The organism is Corallococcus exiguus, from assembly GCF_009909105.1.
GTDB lineage: Bacteria > Myxococcota > Myxococcia > Myxococcales > Myxococcaceae > Corallococcus > Corallococcus exiguus.
Genome location: NZ_JAAAPK010000001.1, coordinates 411,298 through 436,810, shown reverse-complemented (window position 1 = coordinate 436,810; position 25,513 = coordinate 411,298). Strand labels below are relative to the sequence as shown.

16 protein-coding genes are annotated in these 25,513 nt (G+C 69.9%); 2 read left to right on the top strand and 14 right to left on the bottom strand.

The features are described from left to right. Positions 1–30: 30 nt before the first annotated feature. From GTZ93_RS01770 to GTZ93_RS01755, 4 genes are all read right to left on the bottom strand, one after another. Positions 31–1,365, bottom strand: a complete 1,335-nt coding sequence (locus tag GTZ93_RS01770) for an NAD(P)/FAD-dependent oxidoreductase (protein WP_139916692.1) — start codon at positions 1,363–1,365, stop codon at positions 31–33. Positions 1,366–1,519: 154 nt separating this feature from the next. After that, a complete protein-coding gene (locus tag GTZ93_RS01765; RefSeq protein WP_139916684.1) occupies positions 1,520–2,686 on the bottom strand; it encodes an NAD-dependent epimerase/dehydratase family protein in 1,167 nt (388 codons plus the stop codon). Next, positions 2,683–3,969: an NTP/NDP exchange transporter gene (locus GTZ93_RS01760; RefSeq protein ID WP_120576181.1), complete on the bottom strand. Its 1,287-nt coding sequence runs from the start codon at positions 3,967–3,969 to the stop codon at positions 2,683–2,685. The genes GTZ93_RS01765 and GTZ93_RS01760 overlap by 4 nt, the downstream gene beginning before the upstream one ends. 68 nt (positions 3,970–4,037) lie before the next feature. Further along, positions 4,038–5,333, bottom strand: coding sequence for a pyridoxal phosphate-dependent aminotransferase (locus tag GTZ93_RS01755; protein ID WP_139916682.1), 1,296 nt, complete (start codon positions 5,331–5,333; stop codon positions 4,038–4,040). A 162-nt stretch (positions 5,334–5,495) separates the two neighbouring features. Between GTZ93_RS01755 and GTZ93_RS01750 the strand changes: the two genes are divergently transcribed. After that, on the top strand, positions 5,496–6,179 hold the full coding sequence (locus GTZ93_RS01750) for an AMIN-like domain-containing (lipo)protein (RefSeq protein WP_257979067.1): 684 nt from the start codon (positions 5,496–5,498) through the stop codon (positions 6,177–6,179). A gap of 15 nt (positions 6,180–6,194) precedes the next feature. Here GTZ93_RS01750 and GTZ93_RS01745 read toward each other — a convergent pair whose 3' ends face one another. Beyond that, complete coding sequence (locus GTZ93_RS01745; RefSeq protein WP_120576184.1) at positions 6,195–6,602, bottom strand: hypothetical protein; 408 nt, start codon at positions 6,600–6,602, stop codon at positions 6,195–6,197. 126 nt (positions 6,603–6,728) lie between these two features. Then, a complete protein-coding gene (locus GTZ93_RS01740; protein ID WP_161662618.1) occupies positions 6,729–7,604 on the bottom strand; it encodes an AraC family transcriptional regulator in 876 nt (291 codons plus the stop codon). A gap of 48 nt (positions 7,605–7,652) precedes the next feature. Between GTZ93_RS01740 and GTZ93_RS01735 the strand changes: the two genes are divergently transcribed. Further along, positions 7,653–8,768, top strand: a complete 1,116-nt coding sequence (locus GTZ93_RS01735; protein WP_139916676.1) for a putative glycolipid-binding domain-containing protein — start codon at positions 7,653–7,655, stop codon at positions 8,766–8,768. A gap of 56 nt (positions 8,769–8,824) precedes the next feature. Here GTZ93_RS01735 and GTZ93_RS01730 read toward each other — a convergent pair whose 3' ends face one another. The 8 genes from GTZ93_RS01730 to GTZ93_RS01695 form a co-directional block, all read right to left on the bottom strand. Further along, positions 8,825–10,762 (bottom strand): 4-alpha-glucanotransferase, encoded by a 1,938-nt coding sequence (locus GTZ93_RS01730; protein WP_180946032.1) that lies wholly within the window; start codon positions 10,760–10,762, stop codon positions 8,825–8,827. A gap of 72 nt (positions 10,763–10,834) precedes the next feature. Then, positions 10,835–14,020: an efflux RND transporter permease subunit gene (locus GTZ93_RS01725; protein ID WP_139916674.1), complete on the bottom strand. Its 3,186-nt coding sequence runs from the start codon at positions 14,018–14,020 to the stop codon at positions 10,835–10,837. A 44-nt stretch (positions 14,021–14,064) separates the two neighbouring features. After that, the gene (locus tag GTZ93_RS01720) at positions 14,065–15,345 is read right to left on the bottom strand and encodes an efflux RND transporter periplasmic adaptor subunit (protein ID WP_139916672.1); all 1,281 of its coding nucleotides are present in this window, start codon (positions 15,343–15,345) and stop codon (positions 14,065–14,067) included. Between the two features lie 251 nt (positions 15,346–15,596). Beyond that, a complete protein-coding gene (locus GTZ93_RS01715; RefSeq protein ID WP_139916670.1) occupies positions 15,597–17,471 on the bottom strand; it encodes a hypothetical protein in 1,875 nt (624 codons plus the stop codon). Positions 17,472–17,728: 257 nt separating this feature from the next. Next, positions 17,729–18,694, bottom strand: coding sequence for an ADYC domain-containing protein (locus GTZ93_RS01710; RefSeq protein WP_139916668.1), 966 nt, complete (start codon positions 18,692–18,694; stop codon positions 17,729–17,731). A gap of 187 nt (positions 18,695–18,881) precedes the next feature. Then, positions 18,882–22,697 (bottom strand): nSTAND1 domain-containing NTPase, encoded by a 3,816-nt coding sequence (locus GTZ93_RS01705; RefSeq protein ID WP_139916666.1) that lies wholly within the window; start codon positions 22,695–22,697, stop codon positions 18,882–18,884. A gap of 119 nt (positions 22,698–22,816) precedes the next feature. Further along, positions 22,817–23,287 carry a response regulator gene (locus GTZ93_RS01700; RefSeq protein WP_014393311.1) on the bottom strand — a complete coding sequence of 157 codons (471 nt, stop codon included), beginning with the start codon at positions 23,285–23,287 and terminating at the stop codon, positions 22,817–22,819. 203 nt (positions 23,288–23,490) lie between these two features. Further along, entirely contained in the window at positions 23,491–25,326 is a 1,836-nt protein-coding gene (locus GTZ93_RS01695) for an Ig-like domain-containing protein (RefSeq protein ID WP_161662617.1), read from the bottom strand. Positions 25,327–25,513 lie beyond the last annotated feature (187 nt).

Sequence of the window (25,513 nt, the reverse complement as noted above, 5' to 3'; positions counted from 1 at the left end):
CTTGCGCACCACGTCCCAGGTCTTCTTGCCTCAGTGCACCGGCGCGGGCCGCGACGCCGGGAGCTCCGGACGCGCGGGAGGCGCAGGAGACACGGCGGGCGCCTGGAGGGACACCGCCAGGGCGGGCATGCGCTTCAGCACGTTCCCGGTGATGAGCCGCATGTCCCGGCCGCCCTTGGTGAAGAAGGTGTAGCCCCAGTTCAGCATCACGGAGGCGCGGTTGCGGAAGCCGATGAGGTAGGCGATGTGCACGCCCGCCCAGACGCACCACGCGGGAAACCCCGACATGCGCCACTTGTCGAAGAGCAATCCCACCGCGTAGCCGCGGCCAATCACCGCGAAGCTGCCCTTGTCGTGGTAGCGGAACGCGCGCAGCGGCTTGTTCGCCAGGCGGCAGCGGATGGTCTTCGCCACGTGCCGCCCCATCTGCATCGCCGCCGGCGCGATGCCCGGCACCGGCTTGCCGCGTTGCGCCACCGCCGCCACGTCGCCAATCACATACACGTCATTCAAGCCCGGCGCCGTGAGCAGCGGCGTCACCTGCACCCGCCCCGCGCGGTCCAGCGGCACCTCCAGCGAACGCACCAGCGGCGACGCCGCCACGCCCGCCCCCCACAACACCGTGCGCGTGGCGATGCGCTCGTTCCCGAACGTGACGCTCTCCGCGTCGATGTCCGTCACCATGGCCCCGGTGCGCACGTCGACGTGCAGCTCCTCCAGGTCGCGCTTCGCCCGCTCCGACAGCTCCTCCGGATAGGTGTTCAGCACGCGTGGCAGGCCCTCCAGCAACACCACTCTCGCCTCGCGCGTGTCGATGCGCCGGAAGTCCTTCGGCATCGCATGCCGCGTCATGTACGAGAGCGCCCCCGCCAGCTCCACGCCCGTGGGCCCCGCACCGATGATGACGAAGGTCATCCACTGACGCTGGCGGACCGGGTCGGACTCGCGCTCCGCGGCCTCGAAGGCCGCCAGCACGCGCTCGCGGATGCGCACCGCGTCCTCCAGCGTCTTCAGGCCGGGCGCCACCTCCGCCCACTCCGGGTGCTTGAAGTACGAGTGAGACGCGCCCGTGGCCAGCACCAGCGAGTCGTAGGGAATCTCTCCGCCCTCCACGACGAGCACCTTGCGGTGCGTGTCCACCGACTTCGCATCCGCCAGCAGCACCTCCGTGTTGCGCGATTGCAGCACGGTGCGGATGGGCGCGGAGATGTCCGACGGGTTCAGCACCGCCGTCGCCACCTGGTACAGCAGCGGCTGGAAGAGGTGGTGGTTGTAGCGGTCCACCACCGTCACCCGCACGTTGCGCGCCTTGCCCAGGGCCCTCGCGGCCTGAAGCCCGCCGAAGCCCGCTCCCACGATGACCACGTGATGCCTGCTGTCCCGAACGCGTTCCATGGCGGACAAGGTGCGGACGCATGACGCGCCCGGCCAGCATCCGCTATCCCTTGGCTGCCTGGCGGCCCGGGAACGGATGCCCGGCCGCTCCACGGCCAGGCACCTGGAATCCGGACGCGGTGGATCAGCCCGCCTTGGCGGTGCCCTTCGACTGGTGCCAGGCGGAGAGCACTTCCTTCTCACGCTCGGCGGGCAGGCCCGCGCGCAGCTTCTCCTGACGGTCCGCCGGCAGCGTGTGGAACCAGGTCAGCGTGTCGCGCACGGTGTCCGCGAGCGACCGGGTGACGAGCCCCGCCTGCGTGGCCTTGGCGATGCTCACCGCGCCGACGCCGCTCTCCGGCCCGGTGCGCGGCACCCACGCGGGCATGTCCCCGAAGGCCGTCACCTTGTGCTGATCCAGGAACGCGCTGTCCACCCAGGTGAAGCGCGCGTCGCTCCCGGTCGCCTCCCGCAGGGTCTCCAGCATGCCCTTCATCTTCATGGGCTGGACCGGGCCGGTGACGTTGAAGATGCCCATGCTGCGGCGCTCCACGTTCCGGATGATGAACGCGGCCAGGTCGCGCGCGTCGATGACCTGCACCGGGTCCTCGCCGTCGCCGGGGGCCAGCACCTCGCCGCCCTTCGCCACGCGCAGCGGCCAGTAGGTGAAGCGGTCGGAGCCGTCATCCGGCCCCACGATGAGGCCGGGGCGGATGTTGAGCGTGCGGCCGGGCAGCGCCGTCTCCGCGGCCTTCTCGCAGAGCGCCTTGAGCGGGCCGTAGCTCTCCTCGCCCACCTCCTCCGTGGTCTCGTCCGCGAGGGTGCTCACGGCGTCGGACTCGTTGAGGTCCTTCTTCGTCATCTCCTTGTAGACGGAGATGCTGGAGATGAAGACGTACTGCTCCACGTTGGGCGCGAGCAGCTCCGCGGACGCCTTCACGAGGCGCGGCACGTAGCCGGACGTGTCGATGACCGCGTCCCACTTGCGGCCCGCCAGCGCCTTCAGGCCCTCGCCCTTGTTGGGGTCTCGGTCGCCCTGGAGCTTCTCCACGTCCGGGAACAGGCCCGGGTTGGTCTTGCCGCGGTTGAAGAGCGTGAGCGTGTGGCCGCGCGCCTGCGCCACCTGCACCAGCGCGGGGCCCAGGAACCGGGTGCCGCCCAGGATGAGGATGTTCAGGGGCTTGCCCGGGGCGGTGTCCTTGTCATCAGACGCCGAGCCTGGGCCCGCCTTGGGGGACGACGCACAGCCCAACACCTGGACCGCGCCCAGCGCGGCCGCTGCTTGAATCACGCCTCTTCGGGTCAGCTTCATGCCGTGGTTCCTCCAGGAAGGCTTGTCTGCGGAAGGGTTTCAGCGGCGCGCGTGCGTTGCTGACGCGCCAGGTACAGGGCCACCGCGAGCCACAGCGCGGCCACGGGCACGGCCGCCAGCGACAGGCCCGTCATGCCCAGCCCCAACGCGGTGAGCCCGCCCTGCAGCCACGCGCTCAGCGTGTCACTGCCGCGGTACACCACCGTGTCGATGAAGCTCTTGGACTTGTAGCGGGCCTCGCGGTCCACCGTGGTGAACAGGATTTCGCGCGACGGACGCTCCAGTGCGTAATGACTCGCGCCCCGCAGCGACTTCACGGCGATGAGCACCGTCAGCACCGGCGCGAACGCGAGCACCCCAAAGCCCACCAGCGTGAGCACCGGCGCCACCGCCATGGCCACGCCCAATCCCAGACGCGAGATGACCCGCCCGGTGACGAGCGTCTGGATGGCCAGCGTCAGCACCTGCACCCAGAAGTCGATGTCCGCGAACGCCGCCGTGCGCGACGCCGCGTCCTTCGCCAGGGACGCGACCAGCTGCACCTCCTGGTAGTACAGGAACGTGGAGGTCGCCGCGTACAGCAGCACCTGCATCCCCAGCGCGAGCAGGAACGGCGACGTCACCAGGAGCCTCAAGCCCGCGAGCATCCCGCCGCCCACCGGCCCCTCGCGCGTGGCGGGCTGGTGCTGCACGTCCCTGGCCCAGTGGCCCAGGCGGCGCACGCACTGCGCGCTCACCTCCAGCATCACCGCGGACACGAGGATGAGGTTCACCGGCCCCACCGGCTCCGCAAGTCTGCCCACCAGGAACGGGCCGACAATCATCCCCGTGGTGCCACCCGCGGCGATGAAGCCGAAGAGCCGCTTGCCCTGGTCGCTGGCGAACACGTCCGCCATGAAGCTCCAGAAGATGGAGACGACGAACAGGTTGTAGACGCTCAGCCAGACGTAGAAGGCGCGCGCCACGGACTCCTTCGCCACGCCCCATTTGAGCAGCGCGAAGAAGACCAGCAGGTTGAGGAGGAAGAAGCGATAGACGCGCGGCACCACCACCCGCCGGGGGTAGCGCGCCACCAGCGCGGAGAAGGCCGGCACCGCCAGCAGCATCACGACGAAGGTGACGGTGAAGAGCCAGGGCAGGTGCTTCACGTCCCCGGCGGTGCCCATCTCGTTGCGGATGGGCCGCAGGATGGCGTAGCCGCACATCAGCGTGAAGAAGTAGACGAACGCCCCGAGGACCGCGCCTACCTCCTCGTCACGGACGTCCACGAAGCGCTTGAGCATGATGGCGGCGCCCTCAACGCCACGGCTGGCAGGGTATTCCCTGTCTGCCAGCCTGTGGAGGAAAGTGGCTACCGGGCCGTGAGGATTTCACGCACGGTGGCCTCCACGCGAGGCATCGCCTCCTCGATTTCGGCGACGGAGGTGGCGCCCACGGAGAGGCGGAACCAGCCGGTGTCCTCCGCCAGGCCGAACGCCTGGAAGGGCACCACGGCGAAGCGGGCCTTCTCCAGCAGGCGCTTGCGGATGGCGTCGTTGGTGGCGAGGCCGTCCTTGCCCACCACGTCGAAGCGCACGGTGAGGTAGATGGCGCCCTGCGGCGCGATGGCGTCCACCGGCAGGCCCGCGTCCTTCATGCGCTGGAAGCCCTTGTAGAGGGCCTCCAGGCGCTGGTCGACGCGCTGGCGCATCGTCGTCAGGAAGGACTCGGTGGCGGGGACGTCGTCCAGGTAGCGCGCGGTGGCGACCTGTTCGGCCTTGGGGGCCCAGGCGCCCACGTGGCCCAGCACGTCGCGCATGCGGGAGATGATGGTGGGCGCGCCCACGCCCCAGCCCACGCGCACGCCGGTGGCGGCGAAGGCCTTGCTGATGCCGTCCACGAACACGGTGTACGGCGCCATCTCCGGCACCAGCTCCACGGGCGTGACGTGCTTCTTGCCGAAGTTCAGCACCCAGTAGATGTGGTCGTACATCAGGATGAGAGGCTTCTGGCCGCGGCCCTCGCGCGCGCGGTTCTCCTCGACGATGCGCTGGCAGATGGCGCGCAGGGCCTCCGGGTCCAGCATGGTGCCGGTGGGGTTGAGCGGGCTGCACAGGCAGAGCAGGCGCGCGGACGACAGGTGCGGCTCCAGCTGCGCCAGCGTGGGCATGAAGCCCGCCGATGCCTCGGTGGTCACCACCACGCTCTTCGCGCCCAGCATGTGGGCGTAGTGGTTGTTGTTCCACGACGGCACCGGGTAGACGACGACGTCCCCCGGGTCGAGCACCGCGCGGAAGATGGCGTAGATGACGGGCCGCGCGCCGCCCGCGATGGTGATGCCCTCCAGCGGGTACTTCAGACCCAGGGAGCGCTCGTAGAAGCGCTGCACGGCCTGGCGCAGCTCCAGCACACCGTCGGACGGCGGGTAGTTCGTCTCACCGCCCTGGAGCGCGGCGCCAATCTGGTCGCGCAGGCCGTCCGGGATGGGGAACTCCTTCGGGTTGAAGTCCCCCACGGTGAGGTTGCACACCTTGTTGCCCTTGGCCACGAGCTCGCGAATCTCCGCGGCGATGCGGAGGATTTCACTGCCCACGAGCCCACGCACCATGCTGCTCACGGTGGTGTCATCGCGAGAGGGACGCGGGAGGGAGGTCAGGTCAATGGCCATGGTGCGGATCTCTCCAGTGCACGAAGGGGGGCCGGGGGGACGCGGCCCGGCGGACCCTATACGCAACGGCGCCGGGAAGGCGCATCTTCCATGGTCCTGGGGCACGCGGTGTGCGAGGACTCGGGAAGTCCCCGGCTGACGGGGTTTGACGGGAGGAATCGGATGCGTCTGCGACTGGGAATGTACGTGCTGGGAGTGGCGGTGGGACTGCTGGGCCAGGGCTGCCAGAAGCAGGAGCCCCAGACCGTCCCCATGGACGTACCGGCCGCGAATCCGCCCGCCAACACCCTGCCGCGCGAGGGCCCGGCCGCCACCGCCCCGGTGGTGCACCAGGTGCTGGACGTGAAGGAAGACGCGGGCAAGCCGGCGGCCACGGCGGAGGCAGCGCCGGACTCCGGGAGCGCGGCGGACGCGGCGTGGACGACGGCGACGGTGGAGAGGCCGCGCGGCGAGCCCCCGTCCATCACGCTGCGCTCGGTGCGCACGGGGACGCACGCGGACTACGACCGCACGGTGTTCGAGTTCGACGGGCCGCGCCTGCCGGGCTACCAACTGGGGTACGTGAAGACGCCGGTGCAGCAGTGCGGCTCCGGCGACGACGTGAAGACGCCGGGACAGGCCGCGCTGGAGGTGCGCTTCACGCTGGCGCGGGCGCACGACGACCAGGGGCAGGCCACGGTGGCGCAGCGCTCGCTCAAGCCCGCGCTACCGACCCTGCTGGGCCTGGAGCGCGTGTGCGACTTCGAGGGCGAGGTGACGTGGGTGCTGGGCACCGCGCGCCGCGCCCCGTTCCGCGTGCTGGAGCTGAAGGACCCCACGCGCCTCGTGCTGGACGTCCAGCACTGAGGCGACGGGAGGCGGCTACTTCTTGGGCGGCTGGGCGCGCTTCTTCGCGATGAGGTCGCGCGCGTCCTTCTCCGAGTCGGCGAAGTCCACGTCCACCGTCCACTTGCCGGTGAAGTACAGGGCGAGCATCAGCGCCTTCGCGCCCGCGCGCTGGAGCGGGCCCGTGCCCAGGTAGACGTGGCCACGGAACCACTCGGCCTTCGCCTGCGCGACCAGCAGCTCGCGCGAGTCCTTCTCGATGCTGGAGTTGGACACGTCGGAGATGACGAACACCGGTCCGTTCTTCGAAACCTCCTGACAGATTTCCAGCACCTTCTTCGAGTCCTCCATCTTCGAGGGCCCGTTGAACTTCATCACCAACAGGTCCGGCGCCTCGAAGTACGCGCGATGCGCCCCGAACTCCCACTCACGATGATTCGCCACGCGGTCCCTGCCTCACACAGATGAAGAATTGCGCAGACCCGATAGCATCGAGAACGAGGATTTCCAAGGAGAGTGCGGAGACCCGCTCTGTGTGAAATGAAGCCTGCTGAGGGTGACAGCGACCGCTCAAGTCGGGTCGTGCGCGACGTCTGTCCTTGCTGACCCGGGTCGAGCACGGGCGCGGTAGGAAGAAGGCGTGACGCCGAAGCGGGTACGGAAGCGGCGGATAAATTCAGACAGGTCGCCAAAGCCACACGCGAAGGCGACGTCCGCGATGCGCTCACGGTCCGTCCGCAAGCGTTCAGCGGCGAGTGTCAGGCGACGGCCGAGGATGTAGCTGTAGGGGCTCTCTCCCACCACCTTGCGGAAGGTGCGCAGGAAGGGGTGGCGGCCCATGCCCAGCTCTTGCGCGAGCACGCCCAGGGAGAGGGGCTCCACGAGCCGGGCCTCCATCAACCGGAGCGCCTCCGCCATGCGGCGCTCCTCGGTGGCGGTGATGGGGCGGGCGGAGCCCTCGTGGATGCCGCTCAGCGCCGCGCCCGCCATCCGCAGCGCCATTTCCTCCGCGCCGCGCGAGCCCGGCTGCTCGGCCAGCGCCTGGACGTCCGCGATGAGCGGTGCGAGCCGTTGGAGGGGAGGCAGCCGGTGCTTGGGAAAGTCCGTGCGAGTCACGCCCGACAGGTCCCTGGCCACCTCTTCCATGAGCTCGGGTTTGAAGTGGAAGGCGATGCAGCGGTCACCCACGCCGTGCTCGTGGCCGCAGCAGAAGGACGTGTGCTGTTCCCCGAGCAGCAGTGAGCCGGGCGTCAGCAGCACGCGTCCACTCCGGGAGCGGTAGGTGAAGCTCCCCGACAGGACGGCGGAGACGGACACCCAGGTGTGCTGTTCCTCGAAGACAGGGTCCCTGGGACCGGAGCGACAGACGATCTCGCTCACGCGCCATCCGTCCCCGGAGGCCAGCCGGCGCACCGTGGTCAGGTCCACTTTCCCCAAGTCGGCCAAGGTCCGTCCTTCCATCCTGCCCCGCATATCCAACGGGGTGACCGAATCATGGCGACGGAGGCAACGGCAGTCACGCGGGAGCTCATCTGGCGGCGCGTAATGGATGAACTGGGATTCGAGCATGCCCGCGTGAGGCGCGGGAAGGAGGGCACGGAGCTCTCCGGCTTGATCCTCGTCGCGGAGCAGGGGTCACCGCTGAGGGCGGAGTATTCGGTCGTCTGTGACAGTGCGTGGCGCACGCGCCGGGTGAGCGTGACGCAATCGTGGCGCGGCGAGCACCGGACGCTCACGTTGGAGCATGACGGAGAGGGCCACTGGCGGAAGGACGGCCGGGTCGCGGAGGCGCTGAAGGGCTGCACCGATGTGGACCTGGGCTTGAGCCCCTCCACCAATGCGTTGCCCATCAACCGGCTGCGGCTGGGCGAAGGCACCAGCGCGGAGATCCGCGCGGCGTGGGTGAAGTTTCCCGCGCTGGAGGTCGTGCCCGCGCGGCAGGGCTACACACGCGCGGGCCCCACGCGCTACCGCTACGAAAGCCTGGAGAGCGGCTTCAACGCCATGCTGGACGTGGACACGGACGGGCTGCCCATCGAGTACGCAGGCATCTGGCGCAGGCTCGCGGAAGGACCCGCCACCCCTGTGTCCTCGACGCAGGCGTTCGTGGAGGCCCTGGTGAGCCCCGGCCCTTCGAGCGAACTGGGCGACGCGGCGGCCACCTTCGGATGGTTGGTGGGAGGCTGGGCCGGTGCCATCCAGGACCACGATCCGGACGGGAGCATCCGCCAGAGCCAGGGCGAGTGGTGGTTCCACTGGGTGTTGGACGGACGGGCCCTGCAGGACGTGTTCATCGTGCCGTCGCGGCACGCCCCCGCGCAGTCAGGTCCCGGTGCGAACAAGCGCTACGGCACCACGGTGCGCACGTTCGACCAGGCTGGAGGCAAGTGGCAGATCACCTGGATCAGTCCCACGGGTGGCGCCATCAACCGGCTGTCTGGAGGACGGGATGGGGACCGGCTCGTCCTCCTGGGTGAGCACCACGGGAAGCCCATCCGCTGGAGCTTCTCCGACATCGGCCCGGACCGCTTCACCTGGCGCGGGGAGATCCAGGAAGCCGACGGGCAGTGGAAGCTCCAGTCACGCTTCGACATGCGGCGCATCACCTGAAAAACCTGTCCGACTGTCGGACAGGTTCGAGCCGCGCGTCCCCGTCGGGGTGCGACTCACCGCACGCCGCTTCGCAGTCGGGCCGCGGCGCCGTCCAGCCGGGTCAGCAACTCCGCGTGACGGGCTCGGGCCTCGGCTCCGCCCGCGCGCAGCGCCATGGCGAGCACCTGCGGCAGGTTGAGCGCGGCGCCCACGCGCAGCCGCTGCTGGTAGTGCTCGGCCCAGTCCGTCGGGATGCGCAGCGACCAGTTGCGCGCATCCACGGACCCCGGCGCGTTGTACGTGTCCGGCATGCCCAGCAGGTCCGCGAAGAACACCATCACGCTGCGCGCACGGCTGGCGAACAGGTCCGCGAACTTCGCCTGCGCGAGCAGCCCCGGGTCCTCCGCCAACTGACGCGCGAAGGCCTCACGCCCCTCCGCATCGGGATGCAGCCGCTCCGCGAGGTAGTCCGCCTGGGCGCGCAGCGCGTGCTTCCACTGCCATTCGGAGACCAGCCGCCAGAGTGACTTCGTGTCGTGGTTGCCCACCATCACCCAGTCCTCGGGGGCCACGTTCTCGCTGCGGTACACATCCGCCGAGTTGTTCAGGTCCGCCTTCTGCGTGACGCGGAAGCGGCCCAGGCCATCGCGGGCCATCACCCGTGACAGCTCATACGGCAGCGTGCTCAGCACCTCGCACAGCACGTCCTCGCGGGCCCGGCCATGCGCCCGTGCCGTGCGCACCACGGAGTCGAAGAGGATGGCGTACCGAGCCACCTGCTCCTCCGTGAGCCCCTTCACCCACCCATCCGCGTAACGCGGCACCGAGCGGTCCAGCTGCGCCGAAGCCACGATGGAGTACCGCGCCAGCGCCGGGTGGTCCGGCAGGTCCGGCGACGAGAACAGCCGCGCCCCACCCTGCACCGCGCGCAGCGGATCCGCCGAGCCCGCGCGGTACACCCAAGGGCACACGAGCCCGTGCGGATGGTCGATGCGCAGCCCGTCGTACTCGGAGAGCATCTTGCCCAGCCGCGCGTCCATGTAGCGCAGCACCGGCCCGGGGCCCGAACCGTCCGGAGCGATGTACTGCTCCGGATCCAGCACCGGGTAGTTCCACGGCTGGCCCTCCGGGTTGGTGCGGCTGGGCGGAGCCCCCATGAGGTACGCGCCCAGGAACAGCCCCTGCCGCGCCCACGTGTCCCGAGGCGAGAAACCAATCTGGAGGTCCCCATACAGCTTGAGTCCCCAAGCCCCCGCGCGCACCCGCAGCAGCCCATGCTGCTCGTACACGAGGAACTGGCGGAAGGCGTACTGCTCCACCGCATCGGCTTCGACGGTGAGCAACTCCCGGATGCGCGCCTCCGCCTGCGCCTCTTCGCCGGCACGCGGCGCGAACAGGCGCCCATCCAACGAATCCGCCCAACCGCGCCAGTCATCCGGCGTGTGATGCCGAGCGGCGAGCACGTCGAAGAGCGCATCCCGTTCCAGCCACTCCCGCTGCTCCAGGCGGAAGTCCGCGAAGCGACGAACCAGCCCTGGCTCCCGGGTGCGCCGGAAGGTGTCCCACGCCTCCTGGAGCGCCAGCGCCTGGCCCCGGCACGCGGAGGAGTACCGGGCCTCCGGACCCACGTCCTCGGGTACTTCGGAGACGAGCCGCGCCAGGGTGTCCGCGGACAGCAGTGCGCCCCAGGGCCCATGCGGATCCGTGAGCGGCGCGAGCGCCACGTTCAGCGTGTTGCGCGAGAACAACGTGCCGTCATACGGCGACGGGTTGTACGCGGTGGTCTGCCCCTGCGGCCCCAACTGGATGCCGGTGAAGCCCAGGTCCCGAGCGAAGGCGAGGAAGCGCGCGGCGCCCTCGGAGTACGGAGAGCCGCGCCCCAGGTCCTCTCCGGGGAGGCCGGGGAAGCTGGGGTCATGGATGCTCAGGACCCAGCGGGTAACACCCAGTGCCTCCAGGGCTTCGGTGACGAGCGAGCGGTGCGAATCGGGCAGCGGGGACAGGAGCTCCACACTCCCGACCCTATGGCCCTCCGCGCGATGCGCCAACCGTTCCTTGAGGGTGACACGAGCATCTTCTCCGCGTCACTCCTGCCGGGCCTGCGGGTGGGGCCGGGGCTCGCCGCCACCGTGCGCTGGCCCGTGGGCCTGGCCGCGCGCCTTGAACACCCGGCGCAGCTTGCCGGTCATCCACGCGCGACCGTCCGTCAGGATTTCATACACCGTCGGAATCACCAGCAGCGTGAGCAGCGTGGACGTGATGACGCCGCCAATCACCGCGCGGCCCAGCGGCGCCCGGAAGTCGCCACCCTCGCCGTGTCCCAGCGCCACCGGCACCATGCCCGCGATGAGCGCGAAGGTCGTCATGATGATGGGTCGCAAGCGGATGCGCCCAGCTTCAATCAGCGCCTCGCGCAACGGCATGCCCTTCTCGTGCTGCCACTTGGCGAAGTCGATGAGCAGGATGGCGTTCTTCGCGACGATGCCCATCAGCAGGATGACGCCGATGAGGCTCATGATGTTCAGCGTGTCCCCCGTCACCACCAGCGCCAGCACCACGCCAATCAACGACAGTGGCAGCGACACCAGGATGGCCAGCGGATCGATGAACGAGCCGAACTGGATGACGAGGATGAGGTACATCAACATCACCGCCACACCCAGCGCCAGGAACACCCGGCCGAACACCTCCTGTTGATCCGCGGACTCGCCGCCCGTGGACACCTCGTAGCCCGGAGGCACCTTCACCGCCTCGAGCCGCGTCTGGATGCCGTTCATCACCTCCGACAGCGACCGCCCCGCCACGTTCGCCTGCACGTTGATGACCTTCTCGCGGTTCAGGTGATCGATCTGCGCCGGGCCCACCGTCTGCTTCACCGACGCCACCTGTCCCAACGGCACCACCACCGGCGCGCCCGTGGCGCTGGTGCCCACCACCAGCGGCAGCTGTGACAGCTGGGACGGGTTCTCCCGGAACTGGGGCGCCAGGCGCACCATCACGTCGCGCGTCTCGCCAATGGGGTCCACCCAGTCGCCGGAGTCCAGGCCCGCGAAGGCCGGCCGCAGTGACTGCGCCACCTGCCCCACCGTCACGTTGAGCTGCCCCGCGACCCCGCGGTTCAGCTCCACCTCCAGCTCCGGCTTCTCGCCGCGAGTGGACAGCCCCACGTCCACCGCGCCCGGCACCTGCTTCACCTCCTTCATCACCTGCTGCGCCAGCTGGTTGAGCCCCTTGGACTCCGGCCCACGCAGCTCCAGCTGGATGGACTTGATGGCCCCGCCAAAGCCGCTGGTGAACACCGACACGTTCGCGCCACCCACCGCGAGCAACTCCTGACGCAGCGTCTTGCCCAGCACCTCCTGGCTCGCCTTGCGCTCCGTCTTCGGCTTGAGCCGCACGTACACCAGCGCCTGGTCCACGCCCGGCGAGCGAAGGGGCAACGGCACACCGATGGTCGTGTACGTGTACGCGACCTCCGGGTGCTGACGCGTGAGGCGGGACACCTCCTCCACCTTGCGCCGCGTGTAGTCCAGGCTGGAGCCCGCGGGCGTCTCCACCAGCATCTCAATCTCCGCGCGGTCGCTCACCGGCACGAAGCCCGCGCCGCCGAAGACGCCTTGCAGCGCCACCGCGCCCACCAGCGAACCCACCGCCAGCAGCACCATCGCGAGCCGGTGGTCCAGCGCCCACGCGATGACGCCCTTGTAGCGGTCCGCCTGCCGGTCGAACCAGTGGTTGAAGCGCTCCAGGCCCCGCGAGATGAAGTTGCGCCGCTCGCCCTTCTCCACCTGCGGATCCGGCCAGTACGCGCTGAGCATGGGGTCCAGCGAGAAGCTCACGAACAGCGACACCAGCACCGAGCACGCGATGGTGAGCGCGAACGGCTTGAACCACTGCCCGGCCACGCCGTACATGAACGCCACCGGAACGAACACCGCCACGATGGAGAACGTCGTCGCCGCCACCGCGAGGCCAATCTCGTTCGTGCCCTCGCGCGACGCCGTGTAGTGGTCCTTCCCCATCTCCACGTGCCGCACGATGTTCTCGCGCACCACGATGGCGTCGTCGATGAGGATGCCGATGGCCAGCGTCAGGCCCAGCAGCGACATCGTGTTGAGCGTGAAGCCGAACGCCCACACGCTCACGAACGACGCCAGCACGGACACGGGCAGCGCCAGGCCCGTAATCACCGTGGAGCGCCATGAGTTGAGGAACAGGAACACCACCAGCACCGTGAGCAGCGCGCCTTCAATCAGCGCCTGCTGCACGTTGATGACGGAGTTCTCCACGCGCGTGCCCGCGTCGCGGACGATTTCCAGCTTCGCGTTGGCGGGCAGCCGCTGCTGGAGCATCTTCACCCGCTCGCGCACGCCGTCCGCGACCTCCGTGGTGCTGTGGCCCTTGGACTTGATGACCTCGATGCCCACCGCCTGCGCGCCGTTGTAGAGCGACAGGGTGCGCGGCTCCTCGGTGCCGGCGAACACGTCCGCCACTTCCCCCAGCCGCAGCGTGCGTCCGTTGCGCTCCGCGATGGGCACCTGCGCGAAGTCCTCCGGCGTCTCCAGGCGGCCCTTGAGCCGGATGGTGCGCTCCTGCAATTCGGTGTTGAGCCGGCCCACCGGCGCCGCCAGGTTCTGCGCCTGGAGCGCCGCCACCACCTGCGCCACCGACAGGCCCGCCGCCTGGAGCGCCGCGGGCCGCACCTGCACCGTCATCTCCCGGTCCACGCCACCCACCACCGTGGCCTGCGCCACGCCGGGCACCGAGCGCAAATCCCCCACCACCAGCGGATCCGCGATGAGCGTCAGCGCGGGCACGTCCAGCGCGTCCGACGTCAGCACCAGCGACACGATGGGTTGGTCCGCCGGGTCGAAGCGCGTGAGGATGGGCTCCTCCATCTCCTGCGGCAGGTCCGCGCGCTTGCTGGAGATGGCGTCGCGGATGTCCTGGGACGCCTCCTGGATGTCCTTCTCGAAGTCGAAGAAGACCGTGAAGTTCGCCAGGCTGTCCGTGGAGCTGGACGTGGTCTTCTTCCCGTCCACGCCGGAGATGGCGAAGATGGCGTCCTCGATGGGCTCGACAATCTCGCGCTCCACCGTGTCGGGTGAGGCCCCTGGGTACGCGATGGTGACGTTGATGACCGGCTGCTGAACGTCCGGGAACTCGTCCGTCTCCAGGTTGAAGAGCGCCACGATGCCGAACACGACGAGCGCCACCATCGCCGTGATGGTGATGATGGGGCGCTTGATGGCGAAGTCGGAGATGAACACGGACGACTCCTGCGGTGCTTCTCAAGAAGTGGAGACGTCTGGCGCTACTTCGCGGGTGCCTGGGCCGGAGGCGTCGGAGCCCCAGCCGCGGCCGGAGCCTGAGCGGGGCCACTGCCGCCGGACGCGTTGCCCGCGCCGCCCACGCCCTGCTGGGCTTCCGGTGGAGAAACCGGCCGCTGCTTCTTCGGCCCTTCCGGCGCGGCGGTGAGCTTCACGGGCGTGCCGTTGGTCAGGTCGCGCGCGGAGCCGAGCAGCACCACGTCCCCAGCCTTCAACCCCGAGCGAACCTCCACGGCCTGCGCCACGTCATCCCGCAGGCCCAGCGTCACCGCCACCTCCTCCACCTTGCCGTTGGAGATGCGCTGCACGGTGGGCGGCTCCTGGCGCGTGTCGAGCGCGTCCACCGGCACGGCCAGCGCCTCTTTCGACTGGGACGCCACGCGCCCCAGCGCGAACAGGCCGGACAGGAGCGTCTGCTCGTTGTTGGGGATGCCCACGTAGATGCGCACCTGGCCCGTGGCGGGGTCCACCGCCGGGTTGATGCGCTCCACCTCACCCTTGAAGGCGCGGTCCTCGTAGCCGTTCACGCGGAAGGCCACGGGCGTTCCGACCTTCACCTGGCCCAGCTGCGCCGCGGGCACGGAGGCCTCCAGCCGCAACGTCGCGGGGTCCACCACGACGAAGAGGGGCGCGCCCGGCTGGACGATGTCGCCCGCGTTCACCTGCCGCTCGCTCACCACGCCCGTGAAGGGCGCGGAGACCTTCGTGCGCGCCAGCTGGTCCTGCGCCAGCTTCAGCTGCGCCTGCGCCTGCGCCAGCTGTCCCTCCGCCTGCGTCCGTGTGAGCTGCGCGCGTTCGAAGTCGCGGCGGGTGATGACGCCCTGTTTGACCAGGGTTTGATTGCGCTGCTCATCCGTTTTCGCCACCTGCAAGGCATTGCGCGCCACGCGCAGGCTGGAGCTGGCAGCCAGCACCTGCTCGCGCAGCGTGTGTTCCTCTACTCGCGCCAGGGGCTGCCCCTCCTTCACCGTCTGGCCCTGGTCCGCCATCACGTCCAGGATGCTGCCCCCCACCTCCGCGCGGACGCTGGCCAGCCGCCGCGCCTGGAGCGTCCCGGAGATGACGGGACCGTTCTCCAGCTTCTGGGGCTCCACGCGCACCACGTTCTCCGGTCCCAGCGACACCACCGTCGGCGCGGTGGGCGCGGCGGCCTCCTCGGAGCGCTGTCCGCATGCGCCAGCCAACCAGACAACGGCCAGTACGGCTCCCCACCGTGAACCCGTGCGCCGGGCTCGAAGACCCGCTGTCTCTTCGGTGCGTTCCACGGCCTGCCTCCCCGGCCCCCAGGGGCCATTGGCCCTGGAGTTCCACCCGGGGGCGGTCCCCGGGGCCGGGTAAACGTGGTGCCGCCCCCCCGGCCGGGGAAGTCGTGCCACCACCGGCCGTGAACCTGGAGAACACGCCCGGCCCGTCCCCCCGACAGGCGGGGAGACATGCGGACGGCGGCTGGAAAGACGACGGCCTCCGTCCCACGCGAAGGGACGGAGGCCGCGTTTTCTTCACATCTGGACGAGGCTTAGTGGACGCTCGGCGCGGCGGTCACGAACGCCGTGGTGAGGCAGCTCTGGTTGGCCATCTGGTCCAGGAACGTCTGGCGCGCCAGCACCTCGTTGAAGGTGCGCACGGGCGTGCCGTCCGCGCGGTCCGGCACGGTGAGCGCGCCGCTGAGGAACGGCGACAGCGCGCCGGTCCAGCTCACGTGGGTGAAGTTCGTGCCCAGCTCGTCACCGTGGCAGCCGTCGCAGGTGTTGAGCGAGAAGACGTGCCGCGCCTGGCGGTTGGGGATGGCGGACGCCGGCAGGCTCCAGAACGGCGGGGTGGCCACGGGGTTCGTCACCAGGGCGCGGCCCGAGCGGAAGGTGCCACCGGCCCACGGCAGCGGGACGGAGTACGTGCCCGCGATGATGGGCCCCGTGTTGGCGTTCACGTAGGCCGGGAACAACGAGGTCTGCCGGGTGCGGTCCGGCGTCTGGGCCACGGTGTGGCTGTTCAGCAGCCCCAGCGCCGGCGGCGGCGTGGTGGAGTACGAGTTCGGGTTGATGGAGCCGTTCCAGAGGCGGAACTCGCGCAGCTCCCACGGGTGGGCCAACCAGTCGTCGTTGGTGCGCACCTGGTTGATGGAGCTGCGGTTGGGCTTGCGCGGGGACAGGTCGCGCTTGGCGAACTGCTCCGTCAGGGCCTCCAGCGCCGCGTTGTACGCCGCGCTGCCCAGCGGCAGCCCGGACAGGGCCTGCCACTGCTGCGCGTAGGTCTTGATGTTCACGCAGCCGGTCTTGTCCACCCCGTACTCCAGGATGACCAGGAAGGGCACCGTGTAGCAGCTCGACCCCGTGCCCGTGGTGGCCGCGAAGATGAAGCGCCCCTCGCCCGCGCTGCCCGCGCCGTAGGCCGGGTTGCTGCCGGCCAGGTCCAGCCGGTTCACGATGGCGATGAGCTTGAACGGCGACCTCGCCAGGTTCAGCTCGCCGGAGGACAGCTTCGGCCAGGGCCCGATGAGGTTCGCCGCGATGGAAGTGCGCGGCGGGTTCACGAAGCCGTTGATGGTGCGCGGCTGCTCCCACTGGCGCAGCCACTCGCGCACGAAGGTGGTGGGGGCCACGCCCGTGAAGGGCTGGTTGGCCATCTCCGTCATCAGGTAGTTGAACGTCCACTTGCCGTTCGGGTTGCCCACGCCGGTGCACGGGTCATACGTGCGCGTCGTGTCGTTCACGACGCCGGGCGCGCGGATGATGAGCGAGCGCGCCGGGTCCACCAGCGACGCCAGACCAATGGGCTGGATGGGCACGGGCTGGCCCACCGGGAACTGCGTGCTCAGCGCCGTCACCGGCACGGTGGCCACCAGCTGGCGGTTCTCGAACACGGCCGTGGTCAGCTGCGTCTGCGACTGGGACTGCGCCTGGGCAATGCGCTGCTGCTCCGCCTGGAGCGCCACGAAGTCGAACGTGCCGGAGGCCGTGAAGAGCAGGTCCCCCGCCACCGCGTCGCCACCCTGGCCGTCGTCGCGGAACGTCAGCTGCTGCGCGCCGTCCGCCATCGAAAGCGTCCCACCGCGGAACGCCTCGTTCTCCGAGCGATTCGACTTCAGCTTCAGCTGGAACACCGTGGCCGTGGACTTGCTGGCCGCGCCCTGGGGAATCGCGAAGAGGGACTCCACCACCGGACGCGCCTCGTCCCCCTCCAGGGCCTGCAGGGTCGTACCGAGCGCCACCTCCAGGTTGCCGGACGGGTCCACGGCCTGGGCGGAGGAGTCCGCCTGGGGCGCGGAAGGCGCGGGAGTCTCGGACGTCTCCGGAGCGGGCTGGCCACAGCCCACCGCCAGCGACGAGGCCAGGAGCGCAAACGGCAGACGCTTCCGGGAATGCTTCCACAATAGGGACAGCTCAGGCTTCATGGGGCGTGCTCCACTCACGACGGGGTGACCGCGACGACAGCCTCGCGATGGGGCGCCCTCCCTCTCACCGTGCGCGGAACCCCGAACACACCGGTCCCGTCCCCCTCCGTGAATGCGGAAAACGCCCCATGCCCCTCCGGTCCTTGCGACGCGGAGGCGAATGGAGCGTTCTCATAACATGAAACACTGACTTTCATCGACTTCCAGATTTTGTAACCTAGTCCGTTACAAGTCTGGGATTGCTGTAGCCGGTGAGGCTACAAGCCGCTGACCCCGTAGGGCGACTCGCTGATGAGGCGGGTGCCGGACTGGAAGTGGCTGGTGCTGCCGCAGTCAGGGATGGGGTTGAAGCCCGAGCACGTCACGGGCGCGTGGGCGCGGGTCTCCGAGGTGAAGCAGCGCGCGCCGGCTTCATTCCACTCGGCCTCCGTGCTCCAGGACTCGGTGTCCGTCTGGACGCCCACGCCGTCGTAGAGGTTGACCCACTGGCCATCGGTGGTGTGCGACGCGCCGTCGCCACAGAAGTCCGCGCGAACCATGCGGGTGCAGGCCTGGTGGTGACCCGCGAGGCTCTGGCCGTTGACGGTGGCCCAGGGCTTGTAACCAAAGTGCATGCACTTCGCGATGGCGGCGCCCTCGCAGGCGAAGGTGAAGGCGGTGGCGTCCTCAATCTTCTCGCCGCCGCCCGCCACGCCCTGGAGGTAGTTCCAGCGGCCGGCCACGGCGATGGCGGAGAGCGCCCCACCGTTCGCGTCCTGGCACACGGAGTTCCAGCTGCCGTCCGAACCCTGGTAGGAGACCTGGTAGGACCACAGGTCGCTGTCGCCGCCGCTGCCCTGGGTGATGCTGTCCACGCGCACGGGCAGGGTCGAGCCGTCGCCCAGCTTGCCGACGAAGCGGGCGCCATTGAAGCCCATGCCCGTCACGGGGTTGGGGCCGTCCAGGCCGACGAAAGCCGAGCCCTGCAGCCGCACGTTGGTCAGCGCCTTGCCGGAGGCGGAGGAGGCGCCCGCGTACGCCACGGACACCAGCATGCTGCCCAGCTCGCCGTTGTTCAGGTTGCGGCCGTTGAGGTTGCGTCCGTTGAGGTTGCGCCCATTGGGCGAGACGACCTCCGCCACCTGCGTGCGCAGGGAGGGAGCCTCGGGCTCCGACGATTCCGTGCCACAGCCCACCGCCACGACGGCGAGACACGCCGCGAACACTCGCTGCAACGTCCTCATCTGGATGCCCCTTCCCTGCCCCGACCCCGACCCGCACCGCGTTACAGGGCACAAGGTCAGTCCGGTGTGCGGGAGCGGCAACCACACGAGGCCCATCCGGGCACTTGCAGCGTCCAGTGGCTTCCAGTTGGAGCAGACCCCAGGGCGAGGCCAGCGGTTCCCGGGGGGTTCCAGTGTCCGGTGGCGCTCAACCGCCGGACACGGGCGCGTCCGCGCACACGCGCAGGCCCACCGTGACGTCGCGCAGTGAGGGCTCTGGCAGCTCGCGGTTGGAGGACCGCGCGCTCGTCACGTTGAAGGTGAAGCTGCCCCCGCGAGCCACCGGGCGGCCGGGCTCCAGCCACGAGCGGGTCCACTCCCAGACGTTGCCGGCCATGTCGTCCGCGCCGAAGGGACTGCGGGACGCGGGATGGCTGCCCACGACGTCCGGGCCGAAGCCACCCGGATCCTTGCCGTAGGTGACGTCCACGTTGGCCTCGTCCGGCCCCAGCCGGTTGCCGTGGGGATACTCGCGACCGTCCACGCCGCGCGCGGCGCGCTCCCACTCCAGCTCCGAGCACAGCCGCGCCCCCGGCACCTGGCCGGACGTGGACAGCCACGTCACGTAGGCCTCCGCGTCCGCGAAGTTGATGCCGCTGACGGGGAACTGGCGCCAGTCCTGCTCCGTGCGCTGCGAGCGCCGCGCGTACCGCACGGGCTCGCCCGTCCGCGCCGTGTAGCGCACGCCGCCGGGCTGGAAGCGAAGGCGCCAGCCATTGCCGTCCGGCTCCAGCGCCAGGCCCCCGGCGTAGCCGCCCGTGCCCACGCTGGGCTGGCGCGAGGCGCGCTCCGCCGCGGGCAGGGCCGCCAGGTATTGGAGCCAGTCCGCGTACGTCGTCTCGTGGCGGGCGATGAGGAAGCCCTGCACGGGCACGGTGTGCAGCGGGGTGGCGTTGAAGAAGTCGCGCACGCTGGACTCGGCGGCGCTGCCGAAGCGCACGTCACCCGGGGGCACGTACACGAACCCCGGCGGGAGCGCCCCCTCGCGGACGAGCGGCAGGACGACGTTCCGGGACTCCCCGCGCGTCAGGAGCAGCGGCTGCACCGACGCCTCGTGGCCCGGGGCGCGCACGGTGAGTTGGTAGTTCCCCGGAGGCACGGTGAGGTTCGCCCAGGGGAGCGCGCCCGGGGACGGCAGGGGCTCGCCCACGACCTCCGGACCTGCAGCCTCGCGTGAGATGGGGCGCAGCTCCGCGGAGGCGCCGGGCGCGTCCACCTGGAGGGACAGGTGCGCGGGCGTGTTCCAGCGGTTCCAGCGCACACCGTCGGGGTCGTAGAGGCGCAGGCGCTGGAGCAGCGCGGGCAGCACGGGCTCGCGCTCGCTTTCGGCCCACAGGGCGCGCTCGTAGAGGAAGTCCGCCAGCGCGTCGCGCACATCGGTGCGAGTGGGGGCCAGCGCCAGCGCGCGCTCCAGCTGGTCCGCCACGGCGTCGAAGTGGTGGGACAGCTGTCCGGCGTGTCCCGCCACCTTCGCCCAGCTCCGGTCCCCGTCCGCCTTGTGGCCGGTGTCGTAGAGCTGGAAGGCCTCCGCGCGCTCGGTCTGGAGCGCGTCGCGTTCACGGCGCACGGCCTCCAGCTCCGACCCGGCCGAGGCCAGCTCGCCACGCACACGCACGTCGAGGATGCGACGCTCGCGCCACTGCAGGCCCGCGTACACGAGCCCCAGCGACGCGAGGAAGCCCAGCACCAGGCCCACCTTCAGGCGGCGGCTGCGCACGCCCGTGCTGCGCGAGGTGCTGAGGAAGGACTGCTCGCGCTGGGTGAGCTCGGACGGCTCCAGCAGCTCCGTCTCCGCCAGCTGGCGAGGGCCCCAGAGCGACTCGCGCGCATGGCCCAGGCGCTCCCACTGCGCGGCGGCGGCCTCCAGCCGGGCCTGCACCTCGCGGCGCTCGCCCGCCTCCACCAGCCAGCGCGCCAGCGTGGCCCACCCGGTGAGGAGCGCTTCATGGGCCAGTTCGTACGCGGTGCCGCCCTCGCCTTCGCGCGCCACGAGCAGGCGCGCGCGCACCAGTGCCTCCAGCGCTGCGCGGTAGCGAGGGTCGTCGCCCACCAGCTCGCGGTCCGTCTTGCGCGCGCGGGTGCCATCCGCCGTCACCAGGCGCAGCATCACGCCGCGCGCCGCCGAGCGCTGGTCGGGCAACAGGCGGGCCACCGCGGCGTCGGCGTGCCGGGCGAGCGCACCGGACACACCGCCCAGTGAGTCCAGCGCCGCCTGGGTCATCACGCCACGGGACTCGTCGCGAGCGTCCCACAGCTCCGCCAGCGCGAACTGGAGCAGCGGCAGGCCGCCGTCGGAGGCGGCCGTGGAAGCGACGAGCGCGTCCACCACGTTCTCGGACTCGAAGCGCACGCCCTTCACGCGCGCGGGGCCGACGATGGCCTCGCGAGTCTCCTCCGGGGTGAGCGCGCGCAGGAGGTACAGCGCGTGCGGCACCTCCGGGCCCAGGCCGGGCACGGCGGTGAGGCGGGTGAGGAAGTCGCTGCGGCCGGTGGCGAGCAGCCGCAGTCCCCCGGCCGCCTCCGTGAGCGCCCCCAGCGCGGCGCCCGCGAGCGCGGCCTCCTCCGGCGGGGACAGCGTCACCAGCTCCTCCAGCTGGTCCATGTAGACGAGCAGCCCGCCCTGCGTGCCCAGCTTCGCGCGCAGCCTGCGGCCAAGCGACGTGGGGTCCTGACGCAGCGTCTCCGCGAGCGGCTCCTCGTCCACCTCCAGCACCGGCGCGAGCGCCACGGCGAGCGCGGACACGGGCCTGCGTCCGGGCACGAGCCGCGCGGTGCGCCAGCGCCGGCCGTCCTCCAGCGCGCCGTCCGCCACGGCGGGGAGGATGCCCGCGAGGCATAGGGACGACTTGCCCACGCCGGAGTCGCCCGTCATCAGCAGGAAGGCCTCCGCCTTGAGCCGCTCCAGCACGGCGCGCTGCTCGCGGCGGCGGCCGAAGAAGAGGCCGCGGTGCTCGGCCTCGAAGGCGCGGAGGCCACGGTAGGGATTGCCCTCCGGAATGACGGCCGGAAGCTCCTCGCGCGTCAGCGCCTCCAGCGCGTCGAGCAGTTGCGCGGCGGACGCGTGGCGCTGGGCGGGGTCGCGCTTCAGGCACTTGTCGATGGCGGCGGCGAAGCCCGGGTCCACTGACGAGGCCACCTCCTGGAGGGGGCGCACGTCGCGGGTGCGCACGGCCTCGGACAGCTCGCGCCAGGGCACATCGCGGAAGGGGCCACGGCCCGCGCACAGCTCGTAGAGCACGACGCCCAGTGAGTACACGTCACTGCGCGCAGTGAGTTCCTCGCCGGCCCAGGCCTCCGGGGACATGTAGTAGGGCGTGCCCACCAGCGCGCCGCGCGGCAGGGACGGCAGGAAGACGCCGTCCAGCGAACGGGCGCCGAGCGCGGGGCTGGCTTCCGGATCCCAATCCGCGGGCAGCTCCGGCGGCGGAAGGGGCGCGCGAGGTGGGGTGGGCTCGCTGGCTTCGGCACGGTCGAGCAGCTTGGCCAGGCCAAAGTCGAGCAGCTTCACTTCGCCGCTCTCCGTGAGGACGGCGTTACCGGGCTTGATGTCGCGGTGGAGCACGCCCCGGCGGTGCGCGGCGCCCAGGCCCCGGGCCAGGTCCCGCCCGATGCCCAGCGCGCGCTCCCAGGACACGGGCCGGGCCAGCCGGTCCAGGCTGACGCCCCGGATGAACTCCGAGATGAGGTACGGCTGATCCTCCAGCTGTCCCACCCGGTACAGGGTGACGACGTTGGGGTGCTGGATGCGGGCGGCGGCGCGAGCCTCCACCAGGAAGCGCGCCAGCGCGTTGGAGCCCAGCGACGGGATGAACTTCACCGCGACGGGGCGCTCCAGGAGCGTGTCGTGCGCCAGGTACACCCGGCCCGTGCGTCCCCGTCCGAGCGGCCGCACGATGCGGTATTCGTCGAACTCCTCGGGAGGAGTCCACGCGTCAGGTGGAGAAGACGAGGCGGGAGAGCCCACCAGGGTTGCCTACGTTTCCCGCGTCCAGGGGTCAACCGGGGGGCCCGCGGGAGCCCGTCCCGGCGCAGGGTACCGCACCCGAGTGTCCACCCATGGACACCGCGGGGCGGCGCCTGGGGTTACTCCTGACCCGAGCGGGGCTTCGCCTTGCTGGGTTTGAGCATGTTGCGGATCTTGTTCTCCAGGTCCTGGGGCAGGCAGGGCTTGGCGACGAACTCGTCCGCGCCCACGGACAGGGCGTGCTCGGCGTTGCCGGCGAGCACGTGGCCGGTGAGGGCCATCACGGGGATGTCGCGGGTGCGGGTGTCCTGCTTGATGCGCCGCGTCGCCTCCCAGCCATCCATGACGGGGAGGGACAGGTCCATGAGGATGATGTCCGGCTCCCCTTCCTGGGCCTTCTCCACGGCCTCCAGGCCGTTCTTCGCGGTGTCCACCTCAAACCCGCAGAACTCCAGGTATTCGGCGTACATCTCGCGGGCGTCGTCGAAGTCGTCGACGACGAGGACGCGCTGCTTGGCGGAGTTCACGGGAGCGGGCCCACCGCTCGCGGTTGGCTCACCCTCTGGAGATGTCAGGACCGCGTTCTTCATGGAGCAGAGGCCTCGCATGCAGGGGAGGGGCGGAGCGAATCTAAACACGTCGGCAGGAAAGCGCCCGTTCTCGCAAGATTTCCCTGGACGGATCCGAGGGTAGGTTCGCTGTCCGCTGAGCGACAGGGGGACAGTGGACGACAGTGTAGGTGGGCGGAGGGACTGGGAGTGGGGGCTCCACCATAGCCCCAGGTGCACCGGGCTCAATCGTTGGGGCGGAAGACGTGGAGCCGGAATTGGGTGGCGTCCTGCTCATCGACTTCGGACCAGGCGAGGAAGATGCGCCCGTCCTTGTCCGTGCCGAGTTGGGAGTGGCTCACCGGCGTGGCACCGGGATTGGCACTCAGCGCGCCTCCAATCTGCTCCCAGTGGTCCGTGGTCCACCGCTGGACGAACAGGCTTCGCACGGAGGACGAGGCTTCGGACTCGGGTTCTTCGAGCAGCATGATCAACCGGCCCTGCGCGTCGAGCTTGAGAGCGGTGGCGGAAGCGTCAGTCCTTCCGGGGACGCGGTCATAGGTATTTCCCACGCGCTCCCATGTCCCCGTTGGCCACTGCTGCACGAGGACGGACTGACTGCCATTGGACTGGACTGGGCTGGCGACGACGATCCTGCCATCCCCGCCCACCGTCATCGCAAACATGGGCGACGCGGCTTGTCTGGATGGAGACGCATACCCGACATCACTCCCGCCTGACGAACGACTAACGGAAATCGCCCACCCAGGGAATCCATACTCCGTATTGCTCCGGCCCAGGATCTGCTCGTTCCACTGATTCAGTTCCAGGTGCAGAGACGTGAGGTTTGGGACGCCCTGGGAGCCTGCCACGGCCCGTGATCTCCACTCTCCCGCCTGCAGGCGGAAGACACTGACTTGGAGTTCCGAAGCATTCCTTTCCTTGAAAGCAATGACAGGGATACCCCCAAAGCTTTCCACCTTTATTCGCAAGTCGGTCACACTCGCTTGCGACAACACAGGAATGACGGGTGCCCCCAAGGCAGTCCAGGCGCTCCCGGACCACCGTCGGACATGGACCTCCACGCTTCCATCGAGCTTGGGTTGGACCCATGCCACGTGCGGGGTGTCCGACGAGTCGAGGTGCAGAACACACTCCGTTGCCTGGGGGTCTCCGGCGCTGCCTTGGAGCGGGGCTCCTAGCGCTTGCCAGGCCACACCATTCCATCGTTCGACCTGGACGCCGGACGTTCCCGTTCCCAACCTCGCCACCAGCGGAGTCCCCCCGCGCTCCACCTGGAACGAGAAGGAGTCCACGCGGGTTCGAGGAGTCTGCGAGTCCCCCAGGGGAAGGAAGGCAGGAACCCGCCAGGACCACCCCTGGGAAGACATCGCCACGGGGTTGCCCGCGGCATCCGTCACGCTCGGATCAAACACCACACGCATCACTTCGCTCACGGGCAGTGGCTCAAGCGGTTGAAGCGTCAGGACGCGGCCATCCTGCGACAGGGAAACCTCCGCGGAGACCGCACTCTGTCCCGCCAGCAGTCGGACCGTGCTGTTGTTCACGCTGTCCGCCACCACGGGCTCGGACAGCTCCGCTCGAACCGTCTGGTGCACGGGCACCCACTGCGCACCGTCCTGGGGATTCTGCGCGACCAGCGATGGCTTCGTCCGGTCCACCACCACCTGGCGCTGGGGGCTCAAGGATTCCTGCCCACATCGGCGCGCACGGACGACGAATGCATGCGGGCCCTCCGAGACAGATTGGGTCTCCCAATCCAGGACGAAGGGTTCCTTCAGGGCCGCTACCGCTGTGCCATCCACGAGCAGGTCCACGGTTTCTGGTGTGGCGCCCGTCAGTTGAACCTGGAGCCTCGCGATGCTTCCGACCTGTGCTCCGTCCTGGGGTGACACCCATTGGACGCTCATCGGAGCCTCGCCCACGTCACTGCAGTCTGGCTCGTCGAGTGGCGCCGCGATGTCGGGAATCTGGATGCATGCCGCGGGCATGAGCAGCGTCGCAAACAGAATGGATCTGAGGGTTTTCATGGGGCTGCGACTGAGCAAGAAGGAGTCCATCCGGAAGTGGACTCGCTCCGTATGCATCTACGGGAGGTTGCGCGTCCAGCGACGCTGAGACAGGTCTCCATTCAAGACGGGAGGATCCCTCCCCAAGGACACCTTGAAACGAAGATGCCCCCGCGAAGCCTGGGCTTCACGGGGGCATCCAAGTGGCTTCAACCACCTACGTCAGGCTGACGCAGGA